General features: G+C 66.6%; 18 protein-coding genes and 1 tRNA gene. 11 read left to right on the top strand and 8 right to left on the bottom strand.

Annotation, left to right across the window (positions count from 1 at the left end; all coding sequences use genetic code 11):
- Nucleotides 1-36: 36 nt before the first annotated feature.
- From ACUJB0_RS23495 to ACUJB0_RS23485, 3 genes are read right to left on the bottom strand one after another with little or no spacing between them, the layout of a single operon-like run.
- Complete coding sequence (locus tag ACUJB0_RS23495; RefSeq protein WP_444847334.1) at nucleotides 37-630, bottom strand: DUF4865 family protein; 594 nt, start codon at nucleotides 628-630, stop codon at nucleotides 37-39.
- The gene (locus ACUJB0_RS23490; RefSeq protein WP_161092524.1) at nucleotides 627-1,028 is read right to left on the bottom strand and encodes a tautomerase family protein; all 402 of its coding nucleotides are present in this window, start codon (nucleotides 1,026-1,028) and stop codon (nucleotides 627-629) included. The genes ACUJB0_RS23495 and ACUJB0_RS23490 overlap by 4 nt, the downstream gene beginning before the upstream one ends.
- A gap of 2 nt (nucleotides 1,029-1,030) precedes the next feature.
- A complete protein-coding gene (locus ACUJB0_RS23485; protein WP_444847333.1) occupies nucleotides 1,031-1,339 on the bottom strand; it encodes a carboxymuconolactone decarboxylase family protein in 309 nt (102 codons plus the stop codon).
- A gap of 100 nt (nucleotides 1,340-1,439) precedes the next feature.
- Here ACUJB0_RS23485 and ACUJB0_RS23480 point away from each other — a divergent pair, with 100 nt between their 5' ends.
- The 7 genes from ACUJB0_RS23480 (at nucleotide 1,440) to ACUJB0_RS23450 (ending at nucleotide 6,405) form a co-directional block, all read left to right on the top strand.
- Entirely contained in the window at nucleotides 1,440-2,345 is a 906-nt protein-coding gene (locus tag ACUJB0_RS23480; RefSeq protein ID WP_444847332.1) for a LysR substrate-binding domain-containing protein, read from the top strand.
- Between the two features lie 69 nt (nucleotides 2,346-2,414).
- Complete coding sequence (locus ACUJB0_RS23475; protein WP_444847331.1) at nucleotides 2,415-3,512, top strand: SMP-30/gluconolactonase/LRE family protein; 1,098 nt, start codon at nucleotides 2,415-2,417, stop codon at nucleotides 3,510-3,512.
- A gap of 157 nt (nucleotides 3,513-3,669) precedes the next feature.
- Nucleotides 3,670-4,266 (top strand): PEP-CTERM sorting domain-containing protein, encoded by a 597-nt coding sequence (locus ACUJB0_RS23470; protein ID WP_444847330.1) that lies wholly within the window; start codon nucleotides 3,670-3,672, stop codon nucleotides 4,264-4,266.
- A gap of 96 nt (nucleotides 4,267-4,362) precedes the next feature.
- A complete protein-coding gene (locus ACUJB0_RS23465) occupies nucleotides 4,363-4,875 on the top strand; it encodes a phage tail protein (protein ID WP_444847329.1) in 513 nt (170 codons plus the stop codon).
- A 23-nt stretch (nucleotides 4,876-4,898) separates the two neighbouring features.
- A complete protein-coding gene (locus tag ACUJB0_RS23460) occupies nucleotides 4,899-5,438 on the top strand; it encodes a phage tail protein (protein ID WP_444847328.1) in 540 nt (179 codons plus the stop codon).
- 9 nt (nucleotides 5,439-5,447) lie between these two features.
- A complete protein-coding gene (locus tag ACUJB0_RS23455; RefSeq protein ID WP_444847327.1) occupies nucleotides 5,448-5,972 on the top strand; it encodes a phage tail protein in 525 nt (174 codons plus the stop codon).
- Between the two features lie 19 nt (nucleotides 5,973-5,991).
- Entirely contained in the window at nucleotides 5,992-6,405 is a 414-nt protein-coding gene (locus ACUJB0_RS23450) for a DUF6916 family protein (protein WP_444847326.1), read from the top strand.
- Here the strand turns inward: ACUJB0_RS23450 and ACUJB0_RS23445 are convergent.
- The gene (locus ACUJB0_RS23445) at nucleotides 6,402-8,792 is read right to left on the bottom strand and encodes a hypothetical protein (protein WP_444847325.1); all 2,391 of its coding nucleotides are present in this window, start codon (nucleotides 8,790-8,792) and stop codon (nucleotides 6,402-6,404) included. The two genes, ACUJB0_RS23450 and ACUJB0_RS23445, sit on opposite strands and share 4 nt — an antisense overlap.
- Nucleotides 8,793-8,814: 22 nt before the next feature.
- Nucleotides 8,815-10,338, bottom strand: a complete 1,524-nt coding sequence (locus ACUJB0_RS23440; protein WP_444847324.1) for an SLC13 family permease — start codon at nucleotides 10,336-10,338, stop codon at nucleotides 8,815-8,817.
- Between the two features lie 258 nt (nucleotides 10,339-10,596).
- On the opposite strand from ACUJB0_RS23440, the gene ACUJB0_RS23435 reads away from it, so the two are divergent.
- The 4 genes from ACUJB0_RS23435 (at nucleotide 10,597) to ACUJB0_RS23420 (ending at nucleotide 13,475) form a co-directional block, all read left to right on the top strand.
- A complete protein-coding gene (locus ACUJB0_RS23435; protein ID WP_444847323.1) occupies nucleotides 10,597-10,950 on the top strand; it encodes an energy transducer TonB in 354 nt (117 codons plus the stop codon).
- A 173-nt stretch (nucleotides 10,951-11,123) separates the two neighbouring features.
- Complete coding sequence (locus ACUJB0_RS23430) at nucleotides 11,124-12,362, top strand: glycosyltransferase family 4 protein (RefSeq protein ID WP_444847322.1); 1,239 nt, start codon at nucleotides 11,124-11,126, stop codon at nucleotides 12,360-12,362.
- 40 nt (nucleotides 12,363-12,402) lie between these two features.
- Entirely contained in the window at nucleotides 12,403-13,317 is a 915-nt protein-coding gene (locus tag ACUJB0_RS23425) for a polysaccharide deacetylase family protein (protein WP_444847321.1), read from the top strand.
- An 84-nt stretch (nucleotides 13,318-13,401) separates the two neighbouring features.
- Nucleotides 13,402-13,475, top strand: a tRNA-Gly gene (locus ACUJB0_RS23420).
- 95 nt (nucleotides 13,476-13,570) lie between these two features.
- On the opposite strand, the gene ACUJB0_RS23415 is transcribed toward ACUJB0_RS23420, so the two are convergent.
- The 3 genes from ACUJB0_RS23415 to ACUJB0_RS23405 all read right to left on the bottom strand — a co-directional run bounded on the left by ACUJB0_RS23415 (nucleotide 13,571) and on the right by ACUJB0_RS23405 (nucleotide 17,796).
- Nucleotides 13,571-15,211 carry a methyl-accepting chemotaxis protein gene (locus ACUJB0_RS23415; protein ID WP_444847320.1) on the bottom strand — a complete coding sequence of 547 codons (1,641 nt, stop codon included), beginning with the start codon at nucleotides 15,209-15,211 and terminating at the stop codon, nucleotides 13,571-13,573.
- Nucleotides 15,212-15,398: 187 nt separating this feature from the next.
- Complete coding sequence (locus ACUJB0_RS23410; RefSeq protein WP_444847319.1) at nucleotides 15,399-17,198, bottom strand: ATP-binding response regulator; 1,800 nt, start codon at nucleotides 17,196-17,198, stop codon at nucleotides 15,399-15,401.
- Nucleotides 17,191-17,796, bottom strand: coding sequence for a response regulator transcription factor (locus tag ACUJB0_RS23405; protein WP_444847318.1), 606 nt, complete (start codon nucleotides 17,794-17,796; stop codon nucleotides 17,191-17,193). Before ACUJB0_RS23405 ends, ACUJB0_RS23410 begins: the two co-directional genes overlap by 8 nt.
- Nucleotides 17,797-17,889 lie beyond the last annotated feature (93 nt).

Below are 17,889 nucleotides of genomic sequence, written 5' to 3'. Positions count from 1 at the left end.
CGCGATTGCCGCTGCGTTAGCGGGCCGCTGCTGTCGCTATCGCTGCTGCGTTAGCCGGCCGTTGCTGCCGTTGTCGACGGCGTCCGGCGCCGACACGTGCCCGACCCGGTAGCGCTGCTCGTTCGGCAGCGGCGGCAGGGCCGGTTCGCCGCGCCACAGGCACAGGCGCACGATGCTCCAGTTGCCCGGCTCGAAGCCGATCACCACCGCCAGCGCGCCGCATTCGAGCGCGTGGCGCGCGTGCTGCTCCTCCCGCTGACGCAGCTGCGCCAGGTCGCTGTGGGGCGCGATCGCCTCGACGCTGCGGGTGGCGTGGCGCGCCTCGCGCACCTCGGCGCCAACGCTGGCGTGCCACGGCGTCCAGGTGCGCACCGACGGCCAGCCGAAGGCCTGCGCCACGCCGGCGAATCCGGGGCCGTTGAGGAAGTCGTGCATGCCGGTCTCGCTGTGCCACAGGTAGAACGGCGCGTACAGGTTCTCCTTCGATTCACCGCGCTCGGCGTACAGGTAGGCCTTGAAGGCCAGGTGCGGCAGGCGGTCCAGCAGCGGGCCCTTGCTGCTGATGCGCTCGCGCACGATGGCCATGTCGTAGTCGGCCGGCAGCGCGAAGCTGTACTGCATCGCGATCATGCCGGCCTCCACAGGCTGGCGGCCGGGGCGCCGCCGCTGAAGGACCAGTCGTCGCCCTGCGAGCTCGACACCACCACCATCACATCCTGCGGCCGCAGGCCGGGCGCCTCGGCCAGCAGCTCGACCAGGCGGCGGTAGAAGGCCTGCTTCATCTCGGTGCTGCGCGGCTTGCCGATGGTGATGTTGATCAGCACGAAGTCGTCGGAGCGCGGGCCGGACGGGCTTTCGTAGTCGCGGTCGAAGACCAGCTCGTGCGGCTCGTGCTGGTGGATCATCTGGAAGCGGTCCTTGGCGGGCACGTTGAAGGCCTCGACCATGGCGCGGTGCAGGCTGTTCGACAGCGCGGTCAGGTACTCAGGGGATTTCCCCTTCAGCAGGGAGATGCGGCTCATAGGCATGATCATTCCTCCAGTTGTTTGAACACGTTGATGGCGGAGGCGGCGGTCGGCCAGCCCGAGTAGAACGCCAGGTGGGTAATCAGTTCGGCGATCTCGTCGCGCGTGACGCCATTGTCGCGCGCCCGTTGCAGATGGAAGGGCAGCTGCTCGACCCGGTTCATCGCGATCAGCGCCGACACGGTGATGATGCTGCGGTCCCGCTGCGACAAGCCCGGCCGCTGCCAGACGTCGTCGAACAGCACCTTGTCGGTCAGTTCCGCCAGTTTGGGGGCGTGGCTGCCCATGCTTTGTTGTCCCGCTGTCGAGGCCATGGCGTGCTCCTGTTTGATTTGACAGGTCCACGATACAGGACTATCGTGATCCTGAAAATCAGGAATATTTTGATGAACAGTTCAAAAAATCGGGACGATCATGCGGCGAATTACCTTTGACCTGGATGTGCTGCGCACCTTTGTCACCGGCGTCGACCTGGGCAGCTTCGCCAAGGCGGCGGACCGGCTGGGGCGGTCCACCTCGGCCGTCAGCGCGCAGCTGAAAAAGCTGGAGGACCAGCTGGGCATGCCGGTGCTGCGCAAGGAAGGGCGCGGCATGGTGACGACCTCGGCCGGCGAAGCGCTGCTGGGCTACGCGCGCCGCCTGCTGGAGCTGAACGACGAGGCCGCCACGGCGGTGCGCGGCGCCGAGCTGGCCGGCAGCGTGCGGCTGGGTATGCAGGAGGATTTTGGCGAGCATTTGCTGACCGAGGTGCTGGGGCGCTTCGCGCGCGTGCATCCGCGCCTGCGGGTGGAGGCGCGGGTGGCGCGCAACGCGGACCTGATGGCGCAGATGGCGGGCGGACGGCTGGACCTGGCGCTGGCCTGGGACAGCGACGCCGCCCTGGTGCCGCCCTCGCACAGCGCGCCGGTGATCGCCCGGCTGCCGTTGCGCTGGATCGGCGCGGCGGATGCGCCTGCGATGCTGCGCGACGGCGAACCGCTGCCGCTGGTGATGATGGAAGCGCCATGCACGATGCGCAGCATCGCCACCGCCGCGCTGGACCGCGCCGGCATCCCGTGGCGGATCGCCTTCAGCAGTCCGGGGCTGGGTGGCGTCTGGGCCGCCGTGGCCGCCGGCCTGGGCGTGACGGTGCGCACCGGCCTGGTCCTGCCACCCCGCCTCGGCGCGTTGGACGACCTGGCGCTGCCGCCGCTGCCGATGATCGCCCTGCGCCTGCATCGCATGGAAGCGCAGTTGAATCCGCCCGCGCAGCGCCTGCACGATATCGTGCTCGAAGCGCTGGAGCCCTTGCTGGAGCCGGCGCCGGCGCGGGCCGCCTGACGTTCTGCGCCGTGCTGCGGGGCCAACGAGGTTTGCCATTCCGCGCCAGGATTGCGTAGACTGGGCGACATGAAAAAAATCGCCAGGGTCTCCGTGTTTGCAGCATTGCTTGCCGCCGCCTATCTCAGCCTGTGGCCGGTACCCATCGTGCCGGTCAGCTGGACCGCGCCCACGCCGCCCGGCTACACCGGCGTCCACGCGGTCAACCAGCGCCTGTCTGGCCTGCGCCAGATTCCGCTGGGCGGGGAGGTCGGGCCCGAGCATGTGCTGGCCGGCCCGGACGGCAAGCTGTACACCGGCGTCGCCAGCGGCAAGATCCTGCGCATGGAGGCCGACGGCTCGGCGCTGGAAACCTATGCCGACACCGGCGGCCGCCCGCTCGGCCTGGACTTCGATGCCGCCGGCAACCTGATCGTGGCGGACGCCATGAAGGGCTTGCTGTCGGTGGCGCCGGACCGCGGCGTGCGCGTGTTGGCCGACAAGGTCGGTGGCGATCCGATCCGCTTCGCCGACGGCGTGGCGGTCGCGGCCAACGGCAAGATCTATTTCAGCGACGCCTCGCAGCGCTTCGCGCCGGTGCGGCGCGACACCATGGGCGCGGCCATGCTGGACGTGCTGGAGCAATCGTCGACCGGGCGCGTGCTGGAATACGACCCGGCCAGCCAGGCCACGCGCGTGCTGGCCGGCGGCCTGAGCTTCGCCAACGGCGTGCTGCTGAGCGAGGACCAGCGCTGGCTGTATGTGAGCGAGAGCGGCAAGTACCGGGTCTGGAAAATCGCCGTCGACGCGGCGGGGCTGGACGTGCGCGTGGCCACGCCGCAGGCGCAGGTGCTGCTCGATAACCTGCCCGGCTATCCGGACAACCTGGTGCGCGGCGCCGATGGCCGCATCTGGCTGGGCCTGTCCGGCCAGCGCAACGACCTCGACAAGATGGCCGACAAGCCCTGGCTGCGCAAGCTGATGCTGCGCGTGCCGCGCGCGCTGTGGCCGGAACCCAAGCCCTACGGCCACGTCGTGGCGTTCACCGACGACGGCCGCATCGTCGCCGACCTGCAGGACCCCAGCGGCGCCGCGCCGGTCACCACCGGCGTCACCGAGGCGGCCGGGCGCCTGTACATCCACAACGTCACCAGCGGCAGCCTGGGCTGGATGAACGCTGAAAAGTGATTGTCAATATGCTCATGCAATTATTGTTTCGACAAAAAACAACGTTTCGGCAATATTTTTTGCCTGTCGCTATCATAATGGCAATTTGTTGAAATTATTGCAGTAAAATACGCGCACTGTTGCTCGCCATATCCTCAATTCTTTTTGAAGGTTAGCCATGCGTAAGTTATTGCCCGTCTTGCTGTGCGCCGCCGCGTTCGGCGCCCCGTCCGCCTTTGCCACCAACCTGGTGGCCAATGGCGATTTCGCCGACGCGTCGCTGGCGGCCTGGACCCAGGGCGGCGACACCTCGCTGCAATGGGTCGGCTACGACTATTCCGGCACGCCGCTGTCCAACCAGTTCAACCAGGTATTCTGGGATGGCAACTCGGCCAGCGCCGGCCTGCTGGGCCAGCAGATCGCCACCCACGCCGGCTACAAATACACGCTGGAATTCGACCTGCAGCGCTTCGACACGTCGCTCGGCGTGACGCCGGTGGTCAACGATTCCCAGGTGCTGTTCAACGGCGCCGTGGTCTGGCACCAGACCAACACCAGCGGCGACTGGACCCACTACGTCATCAACAACCTGAGCACCGACAAGTCGTCGACCTGGTTGCAGTTCTCCAATCGCAACCAGTACGACTACACCGAACTCGACAACGTCTCGCTGGTGATGACCGCCGTGCCCGAACCTTCGTCCGCGCTGATGCTGTCGCTGGGCCTGGGTGGGCTGCTGCTGGCCAGCCGCGCCAAGCGCCGCCGACGCGGCTGACACTTCCCCTTGCCTGTACGCCGTCGTGCGACGGCGCGTTTTCCATCCGCCGCCCGGCCGCACCGGTGCGGCCATCTCTTGCCATCAGGAGCGACCATGTCTGAACCATTTTTGGGCGAAATCCGCATGTTCAGTTTCAACTACATTCCCAAGGGCTGGGCGCGTTGTGACGGACAGCTTTTGCCGATCAACCAGAACCAGGCGCTGTTTGCCATCCTGGGCACCACGTATGGCGGCAACGGCCAGACCAACTTCGCGCTGCCCGACATGCGCGGGCGCATGCCCATGCATAACCACCAGCCGGGCGCGCGGGGCGGCGAGGCCATGCACACGCTGACGGCGCAGGAACTGCCACAGCATACGCACGCGATGCAGGCGGTCAACCAGACCGACCGCAATGTGCTGCGTTCCACCAGCCCCAGCGGCAACTACCTGTGCTCGATCCCGGCCGGCGGCGCCAACGTCTTCCACGGCTACGACGGCAGCGCCGCGCTGGCGGCGAGCAGCGTCGGCAACGTCGGCGGCGGCCAGCCGCATGAAAACCGCCAGCCCTACGCCACCAGCATGTTCGGCATCGCGCTGGTCGGCATTTTCCCTTCGTACAATTAAGCGTACCGTTTCAGGAGACCTCCATGTCCATGCCATATATTGGTGAAATTCGCATGTTCGCCGGGAACTTCGCCCCGGCCGGATGGGCGTTCTGCGACGGATCGCTGTTGCCGATCTCGGAATACGACACCTTGTTCAACCTGATCGGCACCACCTACGGCGGCGATGGCCAGGAGACCTTCGCCTTGCCCGACATGACCGGGCGCGTGCCGGTCCATGTCGGCACGCTGGGCGCGGACTCGTACCAGATCGGCGAAAAGGGCGGGGTGGAGCAGGTGACCCTGACCACCGCGCAGATCCCGCCGCACAACCACCGGGTCAGCGCCAGCACCGCCGCGCCGCCGCCGGCCACCAGCGCGATCAACATCACCGACGGCAGCAGCTGGGTGCCGGCCGCGCCGCCGGCCAAGCCCAAGCTGTACGGCACGGCGGGCCCGAATCTGTTGATGGGCGCCGGCACCATCGGCGTCGGCGGCGGCAGCCAGCCGCACGACAATATGGCGCCCTTCCTGGCGGTGCAGTTCATCATTTCGCTGTTCGGCATTTATCCATCCCAATTCTGAGGAGACACCATGGCAGATCCCTTTGTTGCGGAAATTCGCCTCTTCGCCGGCAATTTCGCACCCACCGGCTGGGCCACCTGCGATGGCCAGATTTTGCCGATCGCGCAGAACACCGCGCTGTTCTCGCTGCTGGGCACGCAATACGGCGGCGACGGCAAGAGCACCTTCGCGCTGCCTAATTTGCGCCAGCGCGCGCCCATGCGCGCCGGCCAGGGCGACGGCCTGACCGAACGCTACCAGGGTGAGACGGGCGGCGCCGCCACCGTCACCGTGAATGGCGCGCAGACGCCGGCGCACGGGCACCAGATGATGGCGTCCGGCTCGCAGGCCACCACCACCAGCCCGAACGGCAACACGCTGGCGGTGGCGATTTCGCCGACGCCGCCTTATATCGGCCCGGCGCCGCTGCATCCGATGGGCGGTGCCGTGCTGTCCGCGTCGACCGGCGGCGGGCAGGCACACAACAATGTGCAGCCTTATCTGGAGCTGAATTTCATTATCGCGTTGCAGGGCATCTTCCCGCCGCGCAGCTAATCATCGAGAAGGAATCATCATGGAACGGCGAACCTTTGTATTAGCCACCGGCGGCCTGCTGGGCGGCAGCGGCCTGTGCGGCGCGGCCGAGCTGGGCAAGGCCAGGTCGGCGGCCATCGCCAGCGTTGGCGCCGCGCCCGTGCCCGCGCCGGCCGGCAGCGCGGCCTACCTGCCGCTGGTGCAGGAGCGCTTCAATGTGTATCCGGGCAACCGGGGCGTGGCGATGACGCTGCTCAGCGTCAAGCGCCGTTTCGAGGCGGCGCGCGGCGACCAGTTTTCGCTGACCTTCGCGGTGCCGGCCAGCCAGTCGCTGGCCAGCGGCGCGTATGAAGTCGAGCACACCGGCATCGGCAAGCAGACCATGTATCTGCAACTGGCCGGCAGCGGGCCGGAAGGCAATTACTACCGCGCCGACTTCAACCTGATGAACTAGTCGAACTTCAGGAACACCGCCGAGGACCAGACCTTGCTGTCGTCGCGCTGCCGTCCGTGGAAATACACCGGGCGGTGGCCGAAGGCGGCATTGTCCGGCGCGATGTCGATCGATCCGGCCAGGTCGGTCGGCAGCGCTTGTTCCGTCAGCCGCTCCAGCGCCAGGAACAGTTCCGTGCCGCCCAGGTCGAGCTTCAGGCCGCCCGCCGCCAGCAGCTCCGCGCCGCTGATCTCCCAGCTGAACCGCGGCTTGTGCACGAATGGATTCGGCTTGAGCGGATCGCCCACCTTGACGTAGCTGCCGATGCTGCCTTCCACCTTGATGGTGCAATGGCGCAGGTTGCTGATGTCGATCTCCACGCTGTCGGCGTCGCCGTAGGTGTCGCTGCGGAAGACGATGTCGGTCGGCCCATCGCGGCGGCACACTTCCTCGCCATGCTCGAAGCCCTGCGACTGGAAACGGTTGATGGTGCCGTTGAGGATGGTGATGCGGCCCTGCCAGACCGCCCAGCGGTAGCGGTCCGGGATGCGCGCGCCGCCCCAGCGCAGGCGGATCAGGCGCTCGGAGTAGCCGGCTTCCTCGTGCAGGTTGCGCTGCCAGATCAGGCCGTTGTGGTCGTATGCGGCGATCTCTTCCCAACCGGCCTGGCCGAGAAAACGGTAATCGAGCTTGGCCGGTCCGTGCTGCGGCACCACGTCACCTTGAAGGTAATTTCCGCAGCGGACCAGCAGCGCCGTGTGCTCGCCGGTGGTGGCCCAGGTGTGGCGCGCGCGCAGGGCCCTGCCGATGGTGCGGCGGTCCAGATGGTCGGCGATCACGCCGGTCAGGCCGCCATGCACGCCGAACACCTGGGTGCCCGGCGGGCCGCCGCCGGGACGGCCGCGATGCTCGTCGCCGCTGGCCGCCACGCCGAGCTGGTAGCCGCGCGCGATCACGTCCTGGTACAGCCAGCCGAAGTGTCCCCAGCTCGAGGCGATCTCCACCAGCCGCTCCAGCTCGGGGTGGTGCCAGTCGGGGATGTAGCGGCGTCCGCCGACGTGGGGCATGATCAGGCGGTGCTCGGCGTCGTCCACGTAGGCGGCCCATAGTTCCTCGACCGGCCAGCGGCCCAGCTGCACCGCGCTGCTTTTCATGTCCTCGTTCCAGACCAGCGTGCGGTTGTGTTCGCCCTGCTGGTTGTAGGGGAAGTCCGGCGGCGCGTCGTCCAGGAACACCACGTTGTGGTCGCCGCCGGCGGTCGAACTGCCGCACCATTCCTGGACCGGATAGCAAACGAAGCTGCCGGGCTGGTTGAATTCCTCCACGGTGCGCACGCCCAGCTGCCAGTTCTCGTCGGTGATCTGGAAGTCGTTGGCGGTGTAGCCCAGCACGTCAATGCCGCCGATGTCGCGCGCGTAGGCGGCGTTGTAGGCCGGGCTGTTGGTGCCGACCGTGTCGCTGGCGTGCACGTGCAGGTCGGCGTAGAAGGCGCGCGGCGCCGGCAGGGCGGGGTCGAGCGTTATCAAGGCTTCGGCTTGCGGTACGCCGGGCAGCTCCGCCACCAGACGCAGTTGCGGGAAGTCGCTCGGCAGGTCGTCGATGCCGATGCTGGACCAGCCGGCTTCAGGCAGCGCATGCTCGCGCTCATACACCTGGCGCTCGCCGGCGTAGGCGCGCAGGCGCAGCGTGCCGCCGCTGTCCTTGCAGGCATTGCCCCAGCGGTCCAGCACGGAAATGCGGAACGGCAGCGCCTGGCCCGGATGCGCGAAGCGCGGGCCGTTCACCAGCAGCCGCGCCGGCGCGCCGGCGGCGATGTCGATCACCACGTCGCCCGGCACCGCAACGAAGCGCGAGGTGCCCAGCGGATCGACGTAGCAGCGGAAACGGAAATTATCCTCGACGAAGGTCTGCACCCGCGTGCCAGGACCGCCGCCGCGCCGGTCGCCCAGACGGATCACGATGTGGTCGCCGGCGTTCAGGTAACCGTCGACCACATCGACGATCAGCGCCTTCTGGAACGGCCGCTCGTGGCCTTTCTGGTCGAAGCGGATGCTCAGCGATTGCACGGTGGCCGGGCTCTGGCCGGGCCGCAGCGGGCCGGCGTGATACTCGGCGCTGATGTAGTTCGCGGCGGTCGGATCGCTGCTCTGGAACAGCGCCCAGTCGGAATAGAATTTGAACGTGGCCTTGAACCAGCCGCCGTCGGCCAGGCCGGCCGCGCCCACTTCGTAGTCCAGCACGATCTCGTTCCAGCTGCCGCTCTCCAGCCGCGCGACGTTGCAGTGCACGCGCCCGACGAAGGGCAAATCCTTGTTCCGCAAATACAGGCCTTCAGGCGCGTGGTGCGGGCCCAGCTTCTCGCGCAGCGCGCTGTAGTGCTCTGCCGCCGTGTTCTCTTGCTTGCTCATGTCTAGTGCTCCGTGAGGAAAATTAAAACGGCCAGGGCGCGGTGGCATCCCACAGCGGAATGCCGAGGAAGGCGTACCACGGTGCCATCACCAGGATGCCGTAGGCGATGGCGATCAGCACCGAGACGATGCCGACCTTGGCGTAGTCGCTGGTGCTGAAGGTGCCGCTGCTGTAGGCGATCACGGCGGCGGTGATCTGCGTCGGCAGCAGATAGGCGAAGCTGTCGGTGTCGGCCACCAGCATGGTGAAGGCGACGGGATGCAGGCCGAGCTTGGGCGCAAGCGCCAGCAGGATGGGCGCGAGCATGGTGACCGCCGCCACGTTGGACAACATGCCGAGGCGGATCACATGCGTGCCGACCATGACGATCAGCAGGATGCCCCACCACGGATGTCCCTGCGCGATGGCGTGGATCTGGCCGGCCAGCCATTGCGCCAGCCCGGTGCTGCTGATCGCCGACGAGATCGACAATGCGCCGGCCAGCAGGAACACGGTGCCCCAGATGGTGCGGTCCTGGATGTCCTTCCATTTGATCTGGATGAGGCCGGGCGTAAACACCAGCGCCAGTCCCAGCAGGGCGATGTTCTCGGTCGGTATCTTGTGCCACTGCTCGGTGGCCCACAGCAGCGCCACCAGGCCGAACACCAGCAGGATGGACCAGTCCTGCTTGCCCGCAGGCGGCAGCTTGCGTTGTTCCTCGCGGATGATCTCCAGCCCGCCCGGAATGGCGGTGCGGCGGGTGCGGAAATAGTATTGCACCCACCACTGGGTCAGCACGAACATGCCCAGGTAAGGCCATTGCAGCTTGAACCAGTCCAGGTAGGAAATGCGGATGTGCAGCTCGCTGTTGAACAGGCCGGTGAGGACCAGGTTGGGCAGGTGCGCGGTCAGGATGCACATGCCGCTGATCATGGAGCCATACACCAGCGACTGGATGACGATGGCCTTGGCGGCGTTGCGCTCCTGCTCGGTATCGCCGAACAGCTTGGTCAGGCCGTTAATCACCGGCAGCAAGGTGGCCGCGCGCGCATTGGCCGCCGGAACCACGAACGACAGCACCAGGTTGACGCCGAACATGGTCCAGATCACGCCGTTGACGGTCTTGACCTTGATCTTGTCGAGCAGGCCGAGCGCGATCCGGCGGTCCAGCCCGGCGCACTGCATGATGGCGGAGAACAGGAAGGCGACCAGGCACAGGAAGACCACCGGGTTGGTGAAGCCGTTGGCCGCCTTGGCCATCGGCGTGACGGCCTTGGTCAGCACCAGCAGCGCCGGGATCAGCAGGCCGGAGACGGCCACCGGCAACGCCTCGAAGATCCAGATGATGGCGGCCCACGCCATGATCGCCAAGGTGGCCTTGCCAGCGACCGTTAGGCCGGCCGGGACCGGCATCAGCAGATGGATGGCCGCCAGCGTCAGCCAGGCGAAGATGAAGCCGGTCAAGGCCTTGGCCGGCGCGCGGCCGGCGGTGTGCGGGCGCAGCAGGGCGCGCCATTGGAAGGCGGGCGCCCAAGGCGTGCGCGCTTGGGTGAGTTCGCCGCTCATGGGCGTCCCCGTGTGGTGAGATTCGTCGTCATTGTTCCCCCAATTGTCGATAGGCTCAGAGCGTAGCAGCGACGGTTCATTGAGGACACGTATATAAAATCATATTGATATGTGGATTCCGGCAAGGCGGGCGGCGACGAGTTATACGTTTTTTATATGAAAGATAGTTCAACAATAAATTATAAAAATATGCTGCGGCGCAGTATATTTGAGCCGTTGCAAACGATTTCACCCCATCATTTTTGACTCGGAGGATTTATGTTCACTAAAATTTCTGCAAGCGCGATGGCGTCGGCTCTGGTGTTGAGCCTGGTATCGGGTGTGGCCTCGGCCGGGAATATCCTGAGCCGGTTCGACAAGGAGACGTGCACCGCGCCGGACTATTCGTCCGCATGGCGCGATGAGGAGCCACAAGGCGACGTCAAGGTGAAGCTGCTGGTTTCGCCGGACGGCACCGTGACGGACGCGAAGCTGGTCGAGTCCAGCGGTTACTCGACGCTGGACAAGGCATCGCTGCGCGCCAGCGTCAAATGCAAGTTCAAGCCGGTCGCCAAGGACAGCGACATCGCCCAGGGCTGGGTGAATGTCCGGTACACCTGGGTTCTCAACTGATGCATGGGCAGGCTGTTGCGTGTGGTACGGGGCGAAGCCGCTAGCGCTTCGCCCTGTCCGGCACCGGTATGACAAGCGGCGGTCGCTTGCAAGTTGCAAATCATCAAAATATATTACCAAAATACTATTGTCAATAGTACAATTACCAAGTTAATAATTTTGGTGATTGATCTATGCCCAGTCTTCTGTCCCTGAACAACTATGGGTATATCCGTGGTGGCTCCGACGCGGTATTTCTGTCGCACGACCGGCTGTTCGCCGAGAACGGGTGGGATACCGCCATCATGGCGATGCGACACCCCAAAAATTTTCCCTCGAAGTGGTCGTCATATTTCGTAGATGAAATCGAAATGGGGCGCGATTATTCGCTCATGCAAAAAGCGAAGATGAGCGCGAAAATCATCTACTCGATGGAGGCCCGCCGCAAACTCAGCGCATTGCTGGATGTATTCACGCCGGACGTGGCGCACGTCCACAACATCTACCACCACATTTCGCCGTCCGTGCTGTCCTTGTTGAAGGAGCGCGGCGTACCCATGGTCCTGACCGCGCATGACTTGAAGCTGGCATGTCCGAACTACAAGATGCTGAACCGCACGGGTGTTTGTGAACGCTGCCGCGGCGGCAATTATCTGAACGTGATAAGGCATCGTTGCCTGCATGGCTCAGTGGCCCTGAGCACGTTGGTGGCGCTGGAGTCCACGCTTCACCGCGCGCTGCGCAGTTACAGCGGCAACCTCAACAAAATCGTGGCTCCCAGCGCATTCATGCGCAACAAGCTGATGGAATGGGGATGGGCCGGATCGATGATCGAAGTGATTCCCAATTTTGTTGCGTATGAGTCGATGCAGCCGAAGTTTGAACCGGGCGGCCACTTCGTGTATTTTGGGCGCCTGCAAATGGACAAGGGATTGGATACACTGGTGCAGGCCGCCGCCGACGCGAAGGTCGCCCTGCAGGTGGTGGGCACCGGACCGGATGAGCGGGCGGTGGCGCAACTGGCCGAGCAAGCCGGGGCGGACGTCGTCTTCCACGGCTATCAGAGTGGCGGCGCGCTGCATGCTTTGGTGCGCGAAGCGCGCGCCGTGGTGATCCCTTCCAGGCTGTATGAGAACGCACCGATTGCCGCGCTTGAGGCTTACGCGTTGGGCAAGCCGGTGATTGGTTCGCGTATCGGCGGCATTCCCGAACTGGTGCGCGAAGGCGAGACCGGCGCGTTGTTCGACACCGGCGACGTGGCCGCCTTGAGCGCCACGCTGCGGCATTACCAGGAGCTGCCCGACGACAGGCTGGCGGCGATGGGGCGCGCGGGGCGCGATATGGTGGAGCGCGGATTCAGCGAGAACGTCTATGTCGAGCGCATGGCGGACTTGTATGCGCGCGTTGGCGTCCGGGCCGCCATACCGGCCTGAAGGCGGGAACATTATGCTCAACGTGAAAAAAGGCTGACCGATGATTAAACAGATGATATTTCATGCACTGCGGTTTTGCGGGGCATCGTTCGCATGGCTGCAGCTGCGGCAGCGCGGCAGGGTCACGATCTTGTGTTTCCACGATCCCTCGCCGGAAGATTTCCGGCGCCATGTCCGGCGCCTGAAAAAATGGTATCGCATCATTGCGCTCGATACCTACCTGGCTGCGCGACAGGCAGGGGACATGAGCACGCTGCCTCACCCCGCCCTGGTGCTGACCATCGATGACGGGCATCGCGGAAACGCCGAACTGCAAGCCGTGCTCGCGCAAGAAGGCGTGCCGGTCACGATCTTCCTCTCCACCGCGGGAACGGACACGGACAAGCCGTTTTGGTGGACTCTTCCGCAGAGCAAGGCCGAGGTGGAACGCCTGAAACGGCTGCCGAACCACGAGCGCCTGGCCGAGCTCCAGCGCATACCTGCACCTGGCGGCGCCACCAGGCAGGCACTGACGCGCGACGAGATCCGCGCGCTGGCTTCGTATGCCGATTTCCAGTCGCACACGGTCAGTCATCCGATACTTCCGCAGTGTGACGCGGAAGAGGCGCGTGCCGAGATTTTCGAGTCCAAGGCCGAAATAGAGCGGCGTTACGGGTGGAAGGTGACCACCTTCGCCTACCCGAACGGCGACTACAGCCAACGTGATATCGAGCTGGTGCGGGAGGCGGGCTACTTCTGCGCAGTGACGGTGGATGAAGGATTGAACGATGGCCAGACCGATCTGTTCAGATTGAAGCGTATCCTGGTCGACGACGATGCCGGCGTCAGCGAACTGCTGGTGAAAGCAAGCGGCCTGATGCCCGCCATGAAGAACGCGATCAAAAAATGGCGGGGCCGGCCGACGGATCAGTTCCACGCCGCGCCGAACCGGACCTCCCATTTTCCGGCGCAGTAATCGGCGGCCACGCCTTGCCGGCATGATTTAAATGGCTGGGCGATATTGTCAGCGGTGTCCAATCCCGCGTAGAATGCGTGGCACGCGGGTGTAGCTCAATGGTAGAGCAGAAGCTTCCCAAGCTTACGACGAGGGTTCGATTCCCTTCACCCGCTCCACTCAAGTCACCGCGCTTCGGCGCTATTCCCTCTCGTTACATTCCAAACGACTGCCGACGCGAGCGGGCGCGGGTTCGCCGCTGCTCACTGAACCATCAAGCCAGCGCCAGGCGCCGCGCGCTGGCGGCTTGCCTGGCCGTGGCCTTCGCGCTGGCGACCAGGTGCAGCGCAGCCGCCCCGTGATCGCCGTCCAGCTTGAACGTGCTGACCAGCTGCGCCAGCGTGCCGGCCTGGTTCTGCAGCGATTCGGCCGCGGCGGCCGCTTCCTCCACCAGCGCGGCGTTCTGCTGGGTCACGGTGTCCATCTCGGTGATGGCCTGGTTGACCTGCTCGATGCCGGTGTCCTGCTCCTGGGTGGCGGAGGCGATGTTGGCCATGATGTCGGTCACGCGTTTCACGCTGACGACGATCTCGTCCATCGTGGCGCCGGCATTGTTGACCAGCTCGCTGCCGCGCTCCACCTGCTCGACCGAGTCGCCGATCAGCGTCTTGATTTCCTTGGCGGCCGAGGCCGACCGGTGGGCCAGGTTGCGCACCTCGGTGGCCACCACCGCGAAGCCGCGTCCCTGTTCACCGGCCCGCGCCGCTTCCACCGCCGCGTTCAAGGCCAGGATGTTGGTCTGGAAGGCGATGCCGTCGATCACGCCGATGATGTCGACGATCTTCCGCGCCGAGGCGTGGATGGCGCCCATGGTGTCGATCACCTGGCCGACCACGGCGCCGCCCTTGACCGCCACGTCCGACGCCGACACCGCCAGCTGGTTGGCCTGGCGGGCGTTGCTGCCGTTCTCGCGCACGGTGGCGGTGATCTCCTCCATCGACGAGGCGGTCTCCTCCAGCGCGCCGGCCTGCTGCTCGGTGCGCGAGGACAGGTCCTGGTTGCCGGTGGCGATCTGGGTCGACGCGCTGGCGATGGTCTCGGTGCCGGCGCGCACCTGGCCGACGATGTGCTTGAGGCTGTCGTTCATCTCGTGCAGCGCCTGCAGCAGTTGGCCGGCCTCGTCCTTGGAGCACGGGCCGAAACGGGTGCTCAGGTCGCCGGAGGCGACGGTGCGGGCCACGCGCAGCGCCTGGGTCAGCGGCGTGACGATGGAGCGCGTCAGCAGCCAGCCGGTGGCCACCGCCAGCAGCGTGGCCAGCACGGCGAACACGGTCATCATCAGGGCGCCGCTGTCGGCCAGCGCGCCCGCCTCGGCGGCGAACTGCTCCATGCCCTCCACCTGGGTGGCGGAAAACACTTCGATCGCCTGCAGGTAGGCCGTTTGCGGCGGCATGATTTCCTTGAGCAGGTAGTTGCGCGCGGCGTCGCCCTGCTTGGACTTGATCAGCTCGATCATATGGTGCTCGTGGTCCTTGAAGGTGGCGCGCGCCGCGATCAGCGCTTGCAGCGCGGCCTTGCCCTTCTCGGTGTGGATGATGGGTTGCAGCTTGTCGATGGCGGCCGCGATGATCTGCACCGAGGCGTTCACCTTGGCCAGCTCGCTGGTGGCCACCTCTTCGTTGTCGCCGGCGATCAGCGCGGTGCGCAGCGCCCGGGTCTGGCGGTTGACCTCGTTCTCGATGGTCTGCGCCAGCGCCACCTTGGCGTAGCGGTCGTGCACGATGATGTCGGTGTTGGCGTTGATGCCGTGGATGCGGGTGATGCCGATCACGGCGGTTGCCACCAGCAGCGCGATCACGATGGTGAAACCGAGCCCCAGGCGGGTGCCGATTTTCAGGTCGTTGAGCAAGTTCATTGTGTTTCTCCGTAGACTGGACTAGCGCTGTCCGGCGTGGCCGTGATCGCAGCGACTATGAGTTTCCGGCGGAGATATGGCCGGCAGGGGGATGGTGGCCCCGGGGGAGGGGGGGCCGGTGAGGCGGTGGTGCGGTGATGCGGTGATGCAAGTTTAAAACAGGTATTTCTTAACAGCAAGAGAATTCTCACACATTCTCACCGCTGTTGTTTTCCGCCCGTTCCGGCGCCAGCGTGGCGGCGATGTCGGCCAGCACGCGGTACAGCTGGGCCGGCGCCACCGGCTTGTGCAGCAGCGGCACGCCGCTGTTGCGCGCCTCGCGCAGCCGGGCCGGCGCGGTGTCGCCGGTGATCAGCAGCGCCGGCACCGGACGGCCGGCCTGCTGGCGCAGCGCGGCGATGGCCCCGGCGCCGGTCTGCTGGCCGCGCAGCCGGTAGTCGCTGATGACCAGCTCGGGCCGCAGCGCCGGCGCCAGCGCCAGCGCCTGGTCGACGCCGTCGGCCACCTGGCAGACGCAGCCCCAGGCCTGCAGCAGGCGCCGCATGCTGGCGCAGACGATGGCGTCGTCGTCGATCAGCAGCACCCGCAGCGACAGCGGCCGCAGCGGCGCGGGCGGCGGCGCCGCCTCCACCGCGATGGCCGGCGCGGGCAGCCGCGCCAGCGGCAGCGCCAGCCGGAACACGCTGCCGCGTCCCGGCTGCGAGGACAGCGTCAGCGGCGCGTCCAGGATGCGCGCCAGGCCGCGCGCGATCGACAGGCCCAGCCCCAGGCCCTTCTGGCGGTCGCGCTCGGGATTGCCGAGCTGGTGGAACTCCTGGAAGATCTCCTGCTGCTGCGCGGCGGCGATGCCGATGCCGCTGTCCCACACCTCGATCACCGCGCCGGCACCGCGCCGGCGGCAGCCGACCAGGATGCCGCCGCGCAGCGTGTAGCGCACCGCGTTCGACACCAGGTTGCGCAGGATGAGCTCGACCAGCGCCGGGTCCGATTGCAGCACCAGCTCGCTGTCGTGGGTGCGGTAGACCAGGCCCTGGGCGTCGGCCTGCGGCGCCAGCTCGCTCTCGATCTTGGCCAGCAGCGGCTGCAGGCGGAACGGCACGATGTGGGCCTCGACCACGCCGGCGTCGATGCGCGAGAAGTCCAGCAGCGTGTGCAGCATGCTGGCCGAGGCCTCGGACGCCGAGCGGGCGCTGGCCAGCACCTCCTGCTGGGCCGGTGTCAGCGCCGAGCGCCCCAGCACCTCGAGGAACAGGCCCTGGGCGTGGATCGGCTGGCGCAGGTCGTGGCTGGCGGCGGCCAGGAACTTGGACTTGGCCAGGTTGGCCTGCTCGGCCGCGTGCAGCGCCTGGCGCGCCTTCTCGGTCTCGACCCGCAGCTGGTCGATCAGTTCGATGTTGTCGAAGCGCAGCTGGATCGCGGCGCGCGCCGCGCGCGAGCTGTTGCGGCCCTGGCTGAGCAGGCTCATCAGGTAGACCAGCACGGCCAGGCTCAGCGCCTGGAACGCCAGGTCGCCCATGGTCCAGGCCTTGAGCGCCAGCGCGCCCAGCTCGGCCACGCAGAACACCGCGAACACCGGCAGCACCGGCGACAGCAGCGACATCGAGTTGCCGACGATGCCGGCCAGCACCGCCACCACCAGGATGCTGTTGGCGGTGGAGGCCGGGTCCAGGCCGGCGAACGCCAGCATGCCCCAGGCGGCGCCGTCGATCGCGTTGAGCACGATCAGGCGGCGCGTCAGCCGGTCGGCGTGCTCGGCCAGGATGGGCGCGCGCAGCAGGCGCCGCGCGTCCCAGCTGGCGTACACCTTGGAGGCGATCACGGCCGCGCACCACAGGCGCAGCGCCAGCGTGTTGTCCGGCGTGGCCAGCACGTACACCAGCAGCAGCGCGACGGCGATGGCCGGCAGCAGCGAGCTGCCCATATTGCCCATCAACAGGCGCGCCTGCTCGGCGCGGATCAGGCGTTCGGTGGCGGGCGGGCTAAGCAACCAGGCCCCGCTGGCGCGCGACAAAGGCCGCCTCGGCGCGGCTGACCACCCCCAGCATGGACAGCAGCGCCTGCACGTGGCCGCGCACGGTGTTTTCCGACAGGTTCAGGCGCCGCGCGATCAGCTTGTTCGACAGGCCCTGGCAGACCAGGGCCAGCACCTCGCACTGGCGCGGCGTCAGGCGCGGCCGCTGGTCGCTGGCGGCGCCGGCCGGCGCGGCCTCGCTCTCGCCGCGCAGCACGGCGCAGATGGCGGCCTCGATCGCCGCCGCCGGCTCGGCCTTGGAGACGAAGCGCGCCGCGCCGCGCGCCAGCGCGTCGTGCGCGGTGGCGCTGGCGCCGTCGGCCGACAGCACGATCACCGGACAGTCCGGCCAGCGGCGGTGGATCAGCGCCATGCCGTCCAGGCCGTTGACGCCGGGCAGCTGGATGTCGAGCAGCACCAGGCTGGGCGCGGCGGCGTCGCGCGGGCCGCCCAGCGCCTCGTCGATCGAGGCGGCCTCGCGCACGTCGAGCTGGGCGGCGGCGTCGGCCAGCATCAGGCGCAGACCGGCGCGGAACAGCGAGTGATCGTCGATCACGAGTACGGTTTGATTCATGGTGTGCTTCACGGTGGCGCGGCAATTCAGTCCAATTGGACTATGTTGCAATGATTGGTATCAATTTATCATCATATCTGGTCTGCAAGCAAG

The sequence above is a fragment of the Duganella caerulea genome (assembly GCF_040362985.1).
In the GTDB taxonomy this organism is placed as follows: domain Bacteria; phylum Pseudomonadota; class Gammaproteobacteria; order Burkholderiales; family Burkholderiaceae_D; genus Rugamonas; species Rugamonas vulcania.
Note: the sequence above shows the minus strand (reverse complement) of the source record. Positions and strands in the feature narration are given on the sequence as shown.